Origin of the sequence: Motilibacter rhizosphaerae, from assembly GCF_004216915.1 — a bacterium.
Classification (GTDB): domain Bacteria; phylum Actinomycetota; class Actinomycetes; order Motilibacterales; family Motilibacteraceae; genus Motilibacter; species Motilibacter rhizosphaerae.
In genome coordinates this window covers 30,829-44,557 of record NZ_SGXD01000003.1, presented here as the reverse complement: position 1 = coordinate 44,557, position 13,729 = coordinate 30,829, and the positions used below count along the sequence as shown (strand labels likewise).

The following is a 13,729-nucleotide window of genomic DNA, read 5'->3' as shown; positions in this document are numbered from 1 at the left end:
GACAGAGCCCCGCGCCCCCGCCCAGCCCTCCGAGGTCGGGGACCGGCGAGGTCCCAGGCGGGCGCTACTGTCCTGGTGCGGCAGCGGCGTCGGGAAGCGGGTGCCGCAGCGGACCGGCAGCGACGGACGAGCAGCGACGGACCAGCAGCGGGTGACCAGCAGCGACGAGGGACGGGGGGGCGGCGGTGACGGACCTCGCGGCGCACGCCCTCGCCGGGGACCCCGAGCGCGTCGCCGCCGCCCGCCGCATCGTCCCGCCGGGCGGCGGGAGCGCGGCGCTGGACAGGCTCGCCGCCCTCGCGGCGCGGCTGCTCCGCGCGCCCTCCTCGCAGGTCTCCCTCATCGCCGACGTCCAGCACGTGGTCGGCGTCGCCGGCCGCGCGGAGCGCGGCACCGGTCCGCGCGAGGACAGCCTCTGCACGGTCACCGCGGGGCTGCGCGCCCCGCTCCGCGTCGAGGACGCCGCCGACGACGCCCGCGTGAGCGCGCTGCCACCGGTGACGACCGGCGCGGTCCGCTCCTACCTCGGCGTGCCGCTCGTGGACTCCGCCGGCCGGGTCCTCGGTGCCCTGTGCGTCTACGGGCCGGAGCACCGCACCTGGAGCGACGACGACGTCGCCGTGCTCGAGGGGCTGGCCGAGCCCGTGGTGGCCCAGCTCGAGCTGACCGCCGTCGCCGCGGAGTACGCCCGCAGCCGCTTGCGGCTCGACCTCGCCCTCAGTGCCGCCGACATCGGGTCGTTCGAGTGGGACCTCACCACCGGGGAGCTCGACTGGGACGACCGCCTGCTCGCGGTCTTCGGGCTCGACCCCGAGCGGCCCGTCGTGCACATCGACGCGTTCTGGGCGCACGTGCTGCCGGCGGACCGCGCCGGGCTCGAGCGCGACATCGCCGCCGCGGTCGGGAGCTGCGGCGACTTCTCCTCCGAGTACCGCATCACCCGTCCCGACGGCGCGCTCCGCTGGGTGCACGCCCGGGGGAGCGTCGTGTGCGGCGACGACGGGCGCCCGCAGCGCCTGCTGGGGGCGGCGTACGACTCCACGGAGGCGCGTGACGCCGGTGAGCGGGCCGCCCGCGTCATCGACACGATGGCCGTGGGCTTCTTCTCCGTCGACCGGCAGTGGCGGGTGACCTACGTCAACGCCGAGGGCGAGCGCATCCTCGGGCGCCGTTCGGAGGAGCTGCTGGGGCGCGACCTCTGGGAGGAGTTCCCCGGGGCGCGGGAGGCGCGCTTCGGCCGGGCCTACCTCGCCGCCGTGGAGGACCGCGTCGAGCAGGCGTTCGAGGAGCACTACCCGGGACTCGACGCGTGGTTCGAGGTGCGCGCGCGGCCCACCGCCGACGGGCTGTCGGTCTACTTCCTCGACATCACCGCCCGGCGCAGCGCCGAGCGCGCCCTGGAGCGCACCGCGGACCGGATGCGGCTGCTCGCCCGGGTCTCGGCCGACCTCACCACGCTCGAGCTCGACGAGGCGCTCCAGCGCCTGGCCGTCGCGGCGGTGCCGGTGCTCGCCGACTGGGCGGAGGTCACGCTCGTCGACGCCGAGGGCCGCCTCGAGGGGGTGGCGTCCTGGCACGCGGAGCGCGAGCTGCGCCCCGTGGTCGAGGAGTACCTCGCCGCCCGCCTGCCCCACCTGCAGGAGGCGTCCTACGTCCGGCAGGCGCTGCTGACGGGGGAGCCGCAGCTGGTCCGGGTCGACGCCCGCGAGCGCCTCGCCGAGCTGCTGCCCGACGCGCGCTCGCGCGAGCTGCTCGACGCCCTCGCGCCCGCGACCGCGGTGTTCCTGCCGCTGCGCGCGCGCGGCCGCACGCTCGGCCTGCTCGACCTGTACGCCGGTCCCGCCCGCGGGCCGCTGCTGGCGGAGGAGCTCGACACGCTCGTCGAGCTCGCCGACCGGGCGGGGCTGGCCGCGGACAACGCCGCGGCGTACCAGCGTGCCCGGGAGGCGGCGGACCAGGCCGCGACCGCGAGCCGGCGCCTCGCCCTGCTCGCGCGGGGCAGCGAGGCGCTCTCCACGACGCTCGACGCCGGCGAGGCCGCCGCCCGGCTGGCCCGCCTCGTCGTGCCGCAGCTCGGCGAGTGGTCGCTGGTGGTCGGGCGGCTCGACGGTCCCGAGCTGCGCGTGCACGCCTCGACGACCCGCGACCCCGGCCGGGGGGAGACGGTCACCGCGCTGGGCCGCGCCCTCGCCGCCAGCACCGCCGCGGAGTCCCCGGTGCAGACCTCGCTGCGGACCGGGCACCCGGCCGTGGCCTCCGGCGACCTGCGCGACGGGCTCGGGGACGAGGTCGCGGACCTGCTCGCGCAGCTCGACTGCTCCGCGCTGGTCGCCGTCCCCCTCGTCGCGCGCGGACGGGCCCTGGGCGCCCTCGTGGTCGGACCGGACGTGCCGCTGACGCCGGACGAGCTGGACACGGCCGCCGAGCTCGCCCGCCGGGCGGCGCTGGCCCTGGACAACGCGCTGCTCTACGACTCGCAGCGCACGCTCGCCGAGCAGCTGCAGCGCAGCCTGCTCACCGACCCGCCCCAGCCGGACCACCTCCAGCTCGCCGTCCGCTACACCCCGGCCTCGGAGGAGGCCCAGGTCGGCGGGGACTGGTACGACGCCTTCCTCCAGCCCGACGGCACCACCGTGCTCGTCATCGGCGACGTCGTCGGCCACGACACGCGCGCGGCCGCGGCGATGGGGCAGGTCCGCGGGCTGCTCCGCGGCATCGCGTACACCAGCGAGGCGGGCCCGGCCGACGTCCTCAGCCGGCTCGACGCCGCGCTCGAGGGCCTGCAGGTCGGCACGACCGCGACCGCGGTGGTGGCCCGGCTCGAGCAGACCGACGACGAGCGCGAGCGGCAGATCAGCCGCATCCGCTGGTCCAACGCCGGTCACCCGCCACCGATGGTGATCAACCCCGACGGGGTGGTCTCGCTGCTGGCCGGCATCGAGGCCGACCTGCTGCTCGGCATCGACCCGAGCGCGACGCGCACCGAGTGGGAGGCCGTGCTCGACCGCGGCTCCACGGTGCTGCTCTACACCGACGGGCTCGTCGAGCGGCGCGGCCAGTCGCTCGAGGACGGCCTGGTCGACCTGCGCGAGGCGCTCACCGCGCTGGGGGCCGAGCCGCTCGAGGCGCTCTGCGACGCCGTGCTCGCGCGGCTGCTGCCGCCGGACGCCGAGGACGACGTCGCGCTGGTCGCGGTCCGGCTGCACCGGACGGACGGACCCGCGCCCGTCGACGAGGCAGCCGGCGAGGGCTCAGCCGGAGCTCAGTAGCCCGCGCGCTCGTGCGGGACGTAGCCCGCCTCGAGCCGCTCCAGCTCGGCGGGCTCGAGGTGCAGCTCCACGGCGGCGACCGCGTCCTCCAGGTGCTGGGGCTTCGTCGCGCCGACGATCGGCGCGGCCACCTGCGGTCGGGACAGCAGCCACGCCAGGGCCACCTGCGCCATGGGGACGCCGCGCCCCCCGGCGACCTCCTGCAGCGCGCCCACGACCCGCTGGTCCGCCTGCTCCTGCTGGACGTACAGCCCCTTGCCGAACTCGTCGGTCTGGGCCCGCGCCGTCGACGTGCCCCACGGGCGGGCGAGCCGCCCGCGCGCCAGCGGCGACCAGGGGAGCAGGCCGACGCCCTGGTCCGCGCAGAGCGGGACCATCTCGCGCTCCTCCTCGCGGTAGATGAGGTTGTAGTGGTCCTGCATCGAGACGAAGCGAGTCCAGCCGTGGATGTCGGCGAGGTACAGCGACTTGGAGAACTGCCAGGCGTCCATCGACGAGGCGCCGATGTAGCGCACCTTGCCGGCGCGGACGAGGTCGCGCAGCGCCTCGAGCGTCTCCTCGACCGGCACGGACGGGTCCCAGCGGTGGATCTGGTACAGGTCGATGAAGTCCGTCTGCAGGCGGCGCAGGCTGGCGTCGCACTGCGCGAGGACGGCCTTGCGCGACAGCCCCCCGCCCCCCGGCCCGTCGTGCATCCGCCCGAAGACCTTGGTCGCGACGACGACCTCGTCGCGGCGCGCGTGCTCCTTCAGCGCGCGGCCGAGGAACTCCTCGCTGGTGCCGGCGGAGTACGAGTTCGCGGTGTCGAACAGCGTGATGCCGAGCTCGAGCGCTCGACGGAAGTACGGCCGGGCCTCGTCCTCGGGCAGCGACCACTCGTGCGTGCCCTGGGCGGGGTCGCCGTAGCTCATGCAGCCGAGGGCGATCCGCGAGACCTCGAGGCCGGTGCTGCCCAGACGGGTGTACTCCATGGGGCCATCCCACCACCGCCGCCGGCGAGCCCGGCGCCCGCCCTCCCGGGGGCGTCAGCGCCCGCCCTCCGGCGGCAGCCGGTGCCACACCTCCCGCTCGCCCCTGTCGCGCTCGGCCCGCTCCCGCACCGCCTCGAGCACCGGCCTGCGGGTGCGCTCCGCCCACTCCTCGCGCTGCCGCCCCCGGTGCTCGACGTCCAGGGCCCGCAGCAGGCGCTCGACAGCGGCGAGCAGGGCGCCGTGGAGCTGCCAGAGCGCGCGGTCCTCGCCGGCGTCGAGCAGCAGCAGCTCGGTCAGCCGGGCACGGGCCTCGCGCAGCGCCTCGAGCGCGGCCGCCAGCTCGCGCTCGGGGGGCTCGGTGGCGCCGCGGCCCTCGGCGTGCACGAGCTCGCCGAAGCCGCGCACCGCCGCGGCGAGCTCGTCGAGCAGGACGGCGAAGGCGTCCCGCAGCTCGGCGGCGTCCTCCCCGCCCGGCTCGCGGAGCCCGTCGGCCATAGCGGCGAACAGCGTGCGCAGCGCGGCAGCCGCGACCTCGAGCGCGTCGAGCCCCGAGCGGAGCAGCCCGGTCGCGTCGGGGATGAACGCCGCCCGCGGGTTGAGCTGGCGCCGGTCGACGGCCTCGCGCAGGGCGCGGTCCGCCTCGGCGACCGAGCGGGGCAGGCCGCGCGCCTCGACCAGCCACTGCTCGGCCTGCTCGCTGCCGGCGCCCTCGCGCAGCCCCCCGGCCGCCCGCTCGAGCAGGCGGGCCATCTCGGCCGCCGCGTGCTCGACGGCGGCGCCGGCGTCCCCCGGGCGCAGGCCGGGCGGGAACAGCAGGTTGACGGCCACGCCCACGGCGGCGCCGAGGACGGTCTCGACGACGCGGCCCACGGCGTACGACGACGTGCTCCCGCCCACCGCCAGCACGAGCATCGCGCTGATCGGCACCTCGAGCAGGTGGTCGCCGAGGCGGAGCAGCTGGCCGAGCACGACCGTCGCGGCGATGAGCAGGCCGAGGCTCCACCAGGTGAAGCCCACGGCGGAGGACAGCCCGGTGCTCACCCCGACGCCGGCCACCACGCTGAGGACGCGCTGCAGCCCACTGGTCAGCGTGCTGCGCAGCGTGACCTGGACGACGAGCAGCGCGGTGAGCGGCGCGAGGACGGGGTCGCCGTGCGGGAGCAGAGCCTGGGCGACGAGGTACGCCGCCATGCAGGCCCCGGAGAGGCGCACCGCCTTCGCCGCCGCCACGCGCCGCTCGCGGCGCAGCGCGCGGAGGAGCCGGCGCGCGGAGCGGGCCGCCGCGGGGCGCACGCGGCTCCCGGGCCCCGTCGCCCTCCGCACGTCCGCTCGCCGCGCCATGACGGGGGGATGCCGCGCACGGTCGCCGCCAAACGGCGCCGGGGACGCGAGGACTAGCGGACCCGCGGGACCCCCGCGAGGCGCTCCTCCGCGTACGCGTCGTCGTCGGTCACCTCGGCACCGCACCAGGCGGGCACCGGCGCGTCGGCCGGGCCGACGCCGAGGACGAGCCCCTCGTGCCGCAGCCGGAAGACGCGCAGCCGCCACGCCGCGTCGAGGGCGTGGTCGGTGTAGAAGACCTTCCAGGGCGCCGCCGCGAACAGCGCCGCTCCGAGCTCGGCGGCGAGCGGCCCGTCCTGGGTGCGACCGTCCGGCCGGCGGACGAGCAGCGAGCAGCGCTCGGCGCCGGGCGTGCCGTCGGGGGCGAGCCGGAACTCGCGCGCGACGCGCACCGACCACCCGTCCTGCGTCCCGAGGTAGGCGACGTTGACCTGGAGGGCGGGCGCTCCGGCGGGGTCCGGGCTGGCGCGCAGGAGGAAGCGGCGCTCGTGCCGTGCCGCCATCGGTCTCCTCAGGTACGCGCCTGCCGCTCCCCGCGGTGACGGGAGTCTCGCACCCCGGACCCGCAGTCGATCACGGCTCCGGTCGCCACCGGGTCGTGCCGAGGCCCTGGGTGTGGAAGCCTTGTCCCGGCACCACCGTCGTTGCTGCGCGAGGCAGGAGGCGGCGCGTGCCCCCGAGGAGTGGACGCGCGTGCCCGCGGGCATCCCGCAGGTGCCGGCGCTGTGTCGTGCTGCCAGCGTCGTGCACCCGGGGAGGATCGATGGCTCTGCTGCGTCGCGCTGAGGTCGCGCCGGCACCGTGGTTGCCGGCGCGCGCCCTGGGCTGGCTGCTCACCGCGGCCCTGCCGGCGGGCGCCATGACCGCGGTCGTGCTGACGGTGCTCGCGTGGCGCGGCTCCGCGTCTCCCTGGGCGCCGGTGGGCGTGGCCCTCGCGGTCCTCGCGGGGGGGAGCGCATGGGCGACGGGGATGGTCGTCCGCCGCCGCCGCTACCGCCGAGGCGTGCGCGAGGTGGGCCAGTGGGTGCGCTGCGCGCGCATCGTGGGCGGCCAGCTCGACGGGCTCGCGGCCGTGCGCGCCGGCGGGCCGGTCGACCCCGCGTCCCGGGTGCACGGGTGGCTGAGCGTGGAGCGCGAGCTGCTCCGCTTCCACCCGCACCCGCGCGAGCACCAGCCCGAGAGCATGTGGACCGTGCCGTGGCACGCCATCGCGGTCGTCGACGTGGCGCCGGCCTCCGCGGTCGCGCGCCGGGTCGTCCCCGGGCTGCGCGGCAGCACGGTGCGCCTGCGGCTGCGCGACGGCGCGCACCTCGAGGTCAGCGTCGACGAGGACGCGGACGCCCTGCTGCACGTGTGGAGCTGGCGCGGGATGGGCGACCGGGTCTCGCGGCGCGCCTCGCGCTGACCACCGACCGACCGGACCGCGCGCACCGGGCAGCCCGGCCGTCCACAGCCGGGCGCCGCGCAGGGCGGGCTCCTGCGTCGCCGTGCCGGGTTGTCCACACCGGCGGTCCTGGCGGTCCCGTCCCGCGCGCGGTACCCGCAGGGTGGCGGCGTGCCCCCTCCTCCTGACCGCCCGGTCGCCCGGCTCCGCACGCCCGCCGACCTCGCCGCCGTCGTCCCGCACCTGCTGGGCTTCCCGCCGGAGCGCAGCCTCGTCGTCTGCTGCCTGAGCGGGCACCCCGCCCGCCTGGGCCTGGTCCTCCGGGTCGACCTGCCGGCGGAGGAGGACGTCCCTGACGTCGTCGAGCACGTCGCCGGCACCGTCCTCCGCTCCGGCGCGCAGGGGGCGCTGGTCCTCGTCCACGACGCGCGCGGCGAGCGGGAGGAGCTGCCCCACGCCGGGCTGCAGGAGGCCCTCGGCGCCGCCCTGGAGGAGCGCGGAGTGGCCGTGGTGCGCAGCCTGCTGGTGGGGGAGGGGCGCACCTGGTCCTACGACTGCGCCGACGCCTGCTGCCCGCCCGAGGGCGTCGAGGTGCCGGCCGCGGTGGGCGACGCGGAGACCGCCGTCGCCGCCCGTCGCGCGCTCGACGGCCAGGCGCTGCTCCCCTCGCGGGCGGCCCTCGAGCAGAGCCTGCTGCCCGGGCCCGGGCAGAGCGCCGCGGCACCCGCCCTCGGCCCGGCGCTCGCGGCAGCCGTGCTGGAGCTCGGCGGCACCAGCCGGGCCGACGCCGCGCGGCTGGTGACCGGGCTGGTCCGGGCGGCGTGCCGGGCGCGGGCCGACGGCGCTGCAGGGCTCACCGCCGGCACGGCGGGCCTGCTGCTGGTGGCGTCGCGCGACCGGGTGGTCCGCGACGCGCTGCTGCCCCTCGCGCTGGAGCCGGAGGAGCCGGCCGCCCTCGTGGCGGTGCTCGTCGAGCTCGTCCAGTGGGCGGGCGTGCGGCCGGAGCAGGGGCTTCCGGGCCCCGCGCCGGCGGACCTCGCGGGCGCCTGCGCGCTGCTCGCGGCCTGCGCGCACGTGCTGGGGCAGGGCCCGCTCGCGGGCATCGCCCTGGAGCGCGGTCTCGCCGCGGTCCCCGACCACGCGCTCGCGGCGCTGCTGGACGCCCTGCTGCGCCGGGCGGTCGGCCCCGAGCGCGTGCGCCGCCTCCTCGCGGGCGTGTCCGACGAGCTCGAGGAGCGCTTCCGCGACGGCGGCGGGCGCTGGGCCGAGGACCCGTGGCAGGGCCGGGACAGGGTGGGCGGGCAGCCGAGCGCGGGCAGCCACCGGCCTCGCGCGGAGCCCGCACCCCCTGCGGAGCCGGGTCCGTCCGGGGCGGCTAGCGTGCCCGGCAGGAGGCGGGGCTCCCGCCCAGGACCGGGGAGGCGCACGTGAGCGACGACGGCGACCAGGGCGACCACGGGGGCGAGGGGACCGGCGGCGCGCTGGTGTCGCCGAGCGGACGGCAGGTGGAGCTGCGCGCGGGCGAGGCCCGCGCGACCGTGGTCGAGGTGGGCGCCGGGCTGCGCACCCTCTCCGTGGGCGGGCGCGACGTCCTCGACGGCTACGCGCTCGACGAGGTCTGCCCGTCCGCCCGCGGGTGCCACCTCGTCCCGTGGCCCAACCGCATCCGGCAGGGGATGTACGCGTGGGACGGCGCCACGCAGCGGCTGCCCGTCAACGAGCACGCCTACGGCAACGCGAGCCACGGGCTCACCCGCTGGCAGGCGTGGCAGCTGGACTCCTCGCAGGACGACCGCGCAGAGTGGACGCTGCGCCAGCACCCGGTGCCCGGCTACCCCTTCACCCTGGACCTGCGGGTGCGCTACGAGCTCGCCCTCGACGGCATCACGGTCACGGTCGAGGCGACCAACACGGGGGCGGCGGCCGCGCCGTTCGCGTACGGCGCCCACCCGTACCTCATGGCGAGCCCGGGGCAGCCGGTGGACGGTGACGCGCTCACCGCGCCCGCCGCCACGTGGCTGCCGCTCGACGCCACGATGGTGCCGGTCGGCCGGGCCGCGGTGGCGGGGACGGCGTACGAGCTGGACGGGACCGCGATCGGCGCGCGCGAGGTCAACACGACCTACACCGACCTCGTGCGCGACGACGACGGGCTGGCCCGCGCGGTCCTCGCCGCCGGGGACGGGGGCCGGACTGTCACGGTGTGGCAGGACGAGGCGCTGCCGTACCGCCTCGTCTACACCGCGGACGCCGTGGAGGCGGCCAAGGTCCGCCGCAGCGTGGCGGTCGAGCCGATGTCGGCTCCTCCCAACGCCTTCTCCAGCGGCGAGGACGTCGTCCGGTTGGAGCCGGGCGAGACGTGGCGCGGCCGCTGGGGGATCACCGTCGGCTGACCCGGCAGCGGGCCGGCCCCGCCCCGCCGGCCCGCGGTGAACCGGATCAGGTGACCCCCGTGATGTTTCGCACAGGGCATCGGGGGCGATCTCCTCCGGCGGAACCAACAGCGGAGGTGGCAGGTGTCGACGGGGACAGCTGATCTCTCGGTGACAGTGAAGAGCACGGTGCCGGCGCGCATCGACAGGCTCCCCTGGTCGCCGTTCTTCACGAAGATGGTGATCGCCCTCGGCGTCGCCTGGGTGCTCGACGGGCTCGAGATCACCGTCGCGGGTGTCGCGGCCGGTGTGCTGAGCCAGAAGGACACCCTGAGCATGTCGTCCGGGGCCGTCGGCGACATCGCGACGTGGTACCTGCTCGGCGAGGTCGTGGGAGCCCTCGTCTTCGGGCGGCTGTCCGACCGCCTCGGCCGGCGCAACCTGTTCATGGTGACGCTGGGGATCTACCTCGTGGGCAGCGGGCTCACGGCGTTCACGTGGAGCGGCCACGGCAGCGGCCTGGTGTTCCTCTACGCCACGCGCATCATCGCCGGCATCGGCATCGGCGGTGAGTACGCCGCGATCAACTCCGCCATCGACGAGATGATGCCGGCGAAGTACCGCGGCCGCGTCGACATCGCCGTCAACGGGACCTACTGGGCCGGCGCGTTCCTCGCGACCATCCTCCAGCTCATCGTCCTCAACAACCTCTCCGACGACGTGGCCTGGCGGCTGTGCTTCCTGCTCGGACCGGTGCTGGGCGCCGTCATCCTCTTCGTCCGGCGCAACCTCCCCGAGAGCCCGCGCTGGCTGATGATGCACGGCCGCGAGGAGGAGGCCGAGGCGACCATCGGGCAGATCGAGCGCTGGGTCGCCGACTCCGGTCACCAGCTCGAGGACGTGCCCGAGAGCAAGGCGATCGAGATCCAGCCCGACCCGGGCGTCGGCTACCTCGCCCTGAGCAAGGTGCTCTTCACGCAGATGCCGTCGCGCTCGGTCCTCGGCGCCTCGCTGATGATCACGCAGTCGTTCCTCTACAACGCGATCTTCTTCACCTACGCGCTGGTGCTGACGAAGGTCTACGGCGTCTCGAGCGGCAACCTGCCCTACTACTTCATCGCCTTCGCCATCGGCAACCTGGCGGGTCCGCTGCTGCTGGGCCATCTGTTCGACACCGTCGGGCGCCGGAAGATGATCTCCGGGACCTACATCCTCTCCGGCGTCCTGCTCGTCATCACGGCCGCGATGTTCAAGGCCGGCTCGCTCAACGCGACGACGCAGACGATCTGCTGGTCGGTCATCTTCTTCTTCGCCTCCGCCGGGGCGAGCGCGGCGTACCTCACCGTCAGCGAGATCTTCCCGATCGAGGTCCGGGCGAAGTCCATCGCCATCTTCTTCGCGATCGCGCAGTGCTTCGGCTCGCTCGGCCCGCACATCTACGGCCGGCTCATCGGTGACGGGACCGACCACACCAAGCTGTTCTGGGGCTACATGCTCGGTGCCGCGGTGATGATCGTCGGTGGTGTCATCGCCGCGTTCCTCGCCGTCGACGCCGAGGGCAAGTCGCTCGAGGAGGTCGCGACGCCGCTCGGATTCGTCCGCAAGGTGACCGAGGCGGCCGGCATGGCCACCCCTGACGGCGCGGCCACCCCCCGCGGCTTCGCGAAGGGGTAGAGCGGAAGACCCGCAGCAGCGCGGGAGACCCAGAGCACGGCGCCCGTCGCCCCGGTCCGTTCCGGGGCGGCGGGCGTCGTACGCCCCAGGGACCCTCCACCCGCAGCCGCAGCCGCGGGCACGCCGCGCCGCGCCGGGTAGCCTGACCGCACCATGACTCCAGCGCTGCCCTCGGCATGACGTCCCTGCTGCCGACCCTCGCGCCGGGCGGGAGTGACGCCGACGCGGTCTACGCGGCGTTCGAGGGCTGGGCCGAGGAGCAGGGGCTGCCGCTCTACCCGGCGCAGAGCGAGGCCCTGCTCGAGATCGTCACCGGGTCCCACGTCATCCTCGCCACCCCCACGGGCTCGGGGAAGAGCCTCGTGGCGCTGGGCGCGCACTTCGCCGCGCTGGCAGCGGGACGCACGAGCTTCTACACAGCCCCCATCAAGGCGCTCGTCAGCGAGAAGTTCTTCGCGCTGTGCGCGGCGTTCGGCGCCGACAAGGTCGGCATGCTCACGGGCGACGCCGCCGTCAACCCCGGGGCGCCCATCATCTGCGCCACCGCCGAGGTCCTCGCCAACATCGCCCTGCGCAGCGGCGACGCCGGCATCGGCCTCGTCGTCATGGACGAGTTCCACTTCTACGGCGACCCCCAGCGCGGGTGGGCGTGGCAGGTGCCGCTCCTTGAGCTCCCCGGCACGCAGTTCCTCCTCATGTCGGCGACCCTCGGGGACGTCTCGTTCTTCGAGCGCGACCTCACCCGGCGTACGGGCCGGCCGACGGCCGTGGTCAAGGGCGCCGAGCGCCCCGTGCCGCTGACGTTCACCTACGCGATGACGCCGCTGCACGAGACGCTCGAGGAGCTGCTCGAGACGCGCCAGGCGCCCGTCTACGTCGTCCACTTCACGCAGTCCGCGGCGCTGGAGCGCGCCCAGGCACTGATGAGCGTCAACGTCTGCACCCGTGCGGAGAAGGACGCGATCGCGGAGGCGATCGGGGCCTTCCGCTTCTCCTCGGGCTTCGGCAAGACCCTCAGCCGGCTGGTCAGGCACGGCATCGGCGTGCACCACGCCGGGATGCTGCCGAAGTACCGCCGGCTGGTCGAGACCCTCGCGCAGCAGGGACTGCTCAAGGTCATCTGCGGCACGGACACGCTCGGCGTCGGCATCAACGTGCCGATCCGCACGGTGCTGCTCACGGCGCTGTCGAAGTTCGACGGCAAGCGCACCCGGCACCTCAACGCCCGCGAGTTCCACCAGATCGCCGGGCGCGCAGGCCGCGCCGGCTTCGACACCATCGGCTACGTCGTCGTGCAGGCGCCGGAGCACGAGATCGAGAACGCGAAGGCGCTCGCCAAGGCCGGAGACGACCCGAAGAAGCGGCGCAAGGTCGTGAAGAAGCGTGCGCCGGAGGGCTTCGTCTCCTGGAGCGACAAGACGTTCGAGCGGCTCGTCGCGGCCGAGCCGGAGCCGCTCAGCTCGAGCTTCCAGGTCAGCCACGCCATGCTGCTCAACGTCATCGCCCGTCCCGGCGACCCGTTCCTCGTCATGCGCCGCCTGCTGGAGGACAACCACGAGCCGCGGCCGGCGCAGCGCCGGCACATCCGCCGCGCCATCGCGATCTACCGCGCCCTGCTCGCCGGTGGCGTCGTCGAGCGCCTGCCCGAGCCCGACGAGGAGGGGCGCACCGTCCGGCTCACCGTCGACCTGCAGGCCGACTTCGCCCTGAACCAGCCGCTCTCGCCGTTCGCGGTGGCGAGCCTCGCGCTGCTGGACCGCGCGTCCCCGACCTACGCGCTCGACGTGCTCAGCGTGCTCGAGGCCACGCTCGACGACCCGCGCCAGGTCCTGCTGGCGCAGCAGTTCAAGGCCCGCGGCGAGGCCGTGCAGGCGCTGAAGGCCGAGGGCGTGGAGTACGACGAGCGCATGGAGCTGCTCGACGGCGTCAGCTGGCCCAAGCCGTTGGAGGAGCTGCTGGGCGCGGCGTACGAGCTCTACGCGAAGGGCCACCCCTGGGTCACCGACGCCGAGCTCTCGCCGAAGTCCGTGGCACGCGACCTGTTCGAGCGGGCGATGACCTTCACCGAGTACGTCGGCTACTACGGCCTCGCGCGCAGCGAGGGGCTCGTTCTGCGCTACCTCGCCGACGCGTACAAGGCCCTGCGGCGCACCGTGCCCGAGGACGCGCGCACCCCCGAGGTCGAGGACCTCACCGAGTGGCTGGGCGAGCTCGTCCGGCAGGTCGACTCGAGCCTGCTCGACGAGTGGGAGCGGCTCGCGAACCCCGTCGACGACGTCCCGGGCAGCCCCCGCGTCGAGCTCGGCCCGCCGCCCGTCACCGCCAACGTCCGGGCGTTCCGCGTGCTCGTGCGCAACGCGCTGTTCCGCCGGGTGGAGCTGGCGGCGCTGCGCCGCGTCGACCTCCTCGGCGAGCTCGATGCGGGCTCGGGTTGGGACGCCGACCGCTGGGCGGACGCGCTCGACGCGTACTCCGCCGAGCACGACGAGATCGGCACCGGCCCCGATGCCCGCGGCCCGCGGCTGCTGCTCGTCACCGAGGAGCCCGGGCTCTGGCGCGTCCGCCAGGTGCTCGACGACCCGGCGGGGGACCACGACTGGGGGATCTCCGCCGAGGTCGACCTCGCCACCTCGGACGAGGAGGGGACCGCCGTGGTCCGCATCGTGGGCGTGGACCGCTTCCAGGGCGTGCTCGGCAGCACCGGCGGGTAGCCTCCCC

General features: G+C 75.8%; 9 protein-coding genes. 6 read left to right on the top strand and 3 right to left on the bottom strand.

Features of this window, described 5'->3' with window-relative positions:
• Positions 1 to 185: 185 nt before the first annotated feature.
• Positions 186 to 3,269: a SpoIIE family protein phosphatase gene (locus EV189_RS11065; protein ID WP_130493045.1), complete on the top strand. Its 3,084-nt coding sequence runs from the start codon at positions 186 to 188 to the stop codon at positions 3,267 to 3,269.
• Here the strand turns inward: EV189_RS11065 and EV189_RS11060 are convergent.
• From EV189_RS11060 to EV189_RS11050, 3 genes are read right to left on the bottom strand one after another with little or no spacing between them, the layout of a single operon-like run.
• Positions 3,263 to 4,240: an aldo/keto reductase gene (locus tag EV189_RS11060; RefSeq protein WP_130493044.1), complete on the bottom strand. Its 978-nt coding sequence runs from the start codon at positions 4,238 to 4,240 to the stop codon at positions 3,263 to 3,265. The two genes, EV189_RS11065 and EV189_RS11060, sit on opposite strands and share 7 nt — an antisense overlap.
• Before the next feature lie 54 nt (positions 4,241 to 4,294).
• Positions 4,295 to 5,581, bottom strand: coding sequence for an aromatic acid exporter family protein (locus tag EV189_RS11055; RefSeq protein ID WP_130493043.1), 1,287 nt, complete (start codon positions 5,579 to 5,581; stop codon positions 4,295 to 4,297).
• A gap of 53 nt (positions 5,582 to 5,634) precedes the next feature.
• Complete coding sequence (locus tag EV189_RS11050; RefSeq protein ID WP_130493042.1) at positions 5,635 to 6,084, bottom strand: CYTH domain-containing protein; 450 nt, start codon at positions 6,082 to 6,084, stop codon at positions 5,635 to 5,637.
• 260 nt (positions 6,085 to 6,344) lie between these two features.
• On the opposite strand from EV189_RS11050, the gene EV189_RS11045 reads away from it, so the two are divergent.
• The 5 genes from EV189_RS11045 to EV189_RS11025 all read left to right on the top strand — a co-directional run bounded on the left by EV189_RS11045 (position 6,345) and on the right by EV189_RS11025 (position 13,722).
• Positions 6,345 to 6,986 (top strand): hypothetical protein, encoded by a 642-nt coding sequence (locus EV189_RS11045; protein ID WP_130493041.1) that lies wholly within the window; start codon positions 6,345 to 6,347, stop codon positions 6,984 to 6,986.
• Positions 6,987 to 7,136: 150 nt separating this feature from the next.
• Complete coding sequence (locus tag EV189_RS11040) at positions 7,137 to 8,396, top strand: DUF4192 domain-containing protein (protein ID WP_165400259.1); 1,260 nt, start codon at positions 7,137 to 7,139, stop codon at positions 8,394 to 8,396.
• Complete coding sequence (locus tag EV189_RS11035; RefSeq protein WP_231116288.1) at positions 8,393 to 9,358, top strand: aldose 1-epimerase family protein; 966 nt, start codon at positions 8,393 to 8,395, stop codon at positions 9,356 to 9,358. Before EV189_RS11040 ends, EV189_RS11035 begins: the two co-directional genes overlap by 4 nt.
• A gap of 216 nt (positions 9,359 to 9,574) precedes the next feature.
• A complete protein-coding gene (locus EV189_RS11030) occupies positions 9,575 to 11,011 on the top strand; it encodes an MFS transporter (RefSeq protein ID WP_130493724.1) in 1,437 nt (478 codons plus the stop codon).
• Positions 11,012 to 11,187: 176 nt separating this feature from the next.
• Positions 11,188 to 13,722 (top strand): DEAD/DEAH box helicase, encoded by a 2,535-nt coding sequence (locus EV189_RS11025; protein ID WP_130493039.1) that lies wholly within the window; start codon positions 11,188 to 11,190, stop codon positions 13,720 to 13,722.
• The last annotated feature ends 7 nt before the right edge of the window (positions 13,723 to 13,729 follow it).

Excerpts from the sequence above, each read along its gene's own strand:
- EV189_RS11060 (WP_130493044.1), bottom strand. The coding sequence starts at position 4,240 with ATGGAGTACACCCGTCTGGGCAGCACCGGCCTCGAGGTCTCGCGGATC.
- EV189_RS11030 (WP_130493724.1), top strand. The coding sequence starts at position 9,575 with ATGGTGATCGCCCTCGGCGTCGCCTGGGTGCTCGACGGGCTCGAGATC.
- EV189_RS11050 (WP_130493042.1), bottom strand. The coding sequence starts at position 6,084 with ATGGCGGCACGGCACGAGCGCCGCTTCCTCCTGCGCGCCAGCCCGGAC.
- EV189_RS11045 (WP_130493041.1), top strand. The coding sequence starts at position 6,345 with ATGGCTCTGCTGCGTCGCGCTGAGGTCGCGCCGGCACCGTGGTTGCCG.
- EV189_RS11025 (WP_130493039.1), top strand. The coding sequence starts at position 11,188 with ATGACGTCCCTGCTGCCGACCCTCGCGCCGGGCGGGAGTGACGCCGAC.
- EV189_RS11055 (WP_130493043.1), bottom strand. The coding sequence starts at position 5,581 with ATGGCGCGGCGAGCGGACGTGCGGAGGGCGACGGGGCCCGGGAGCCGC.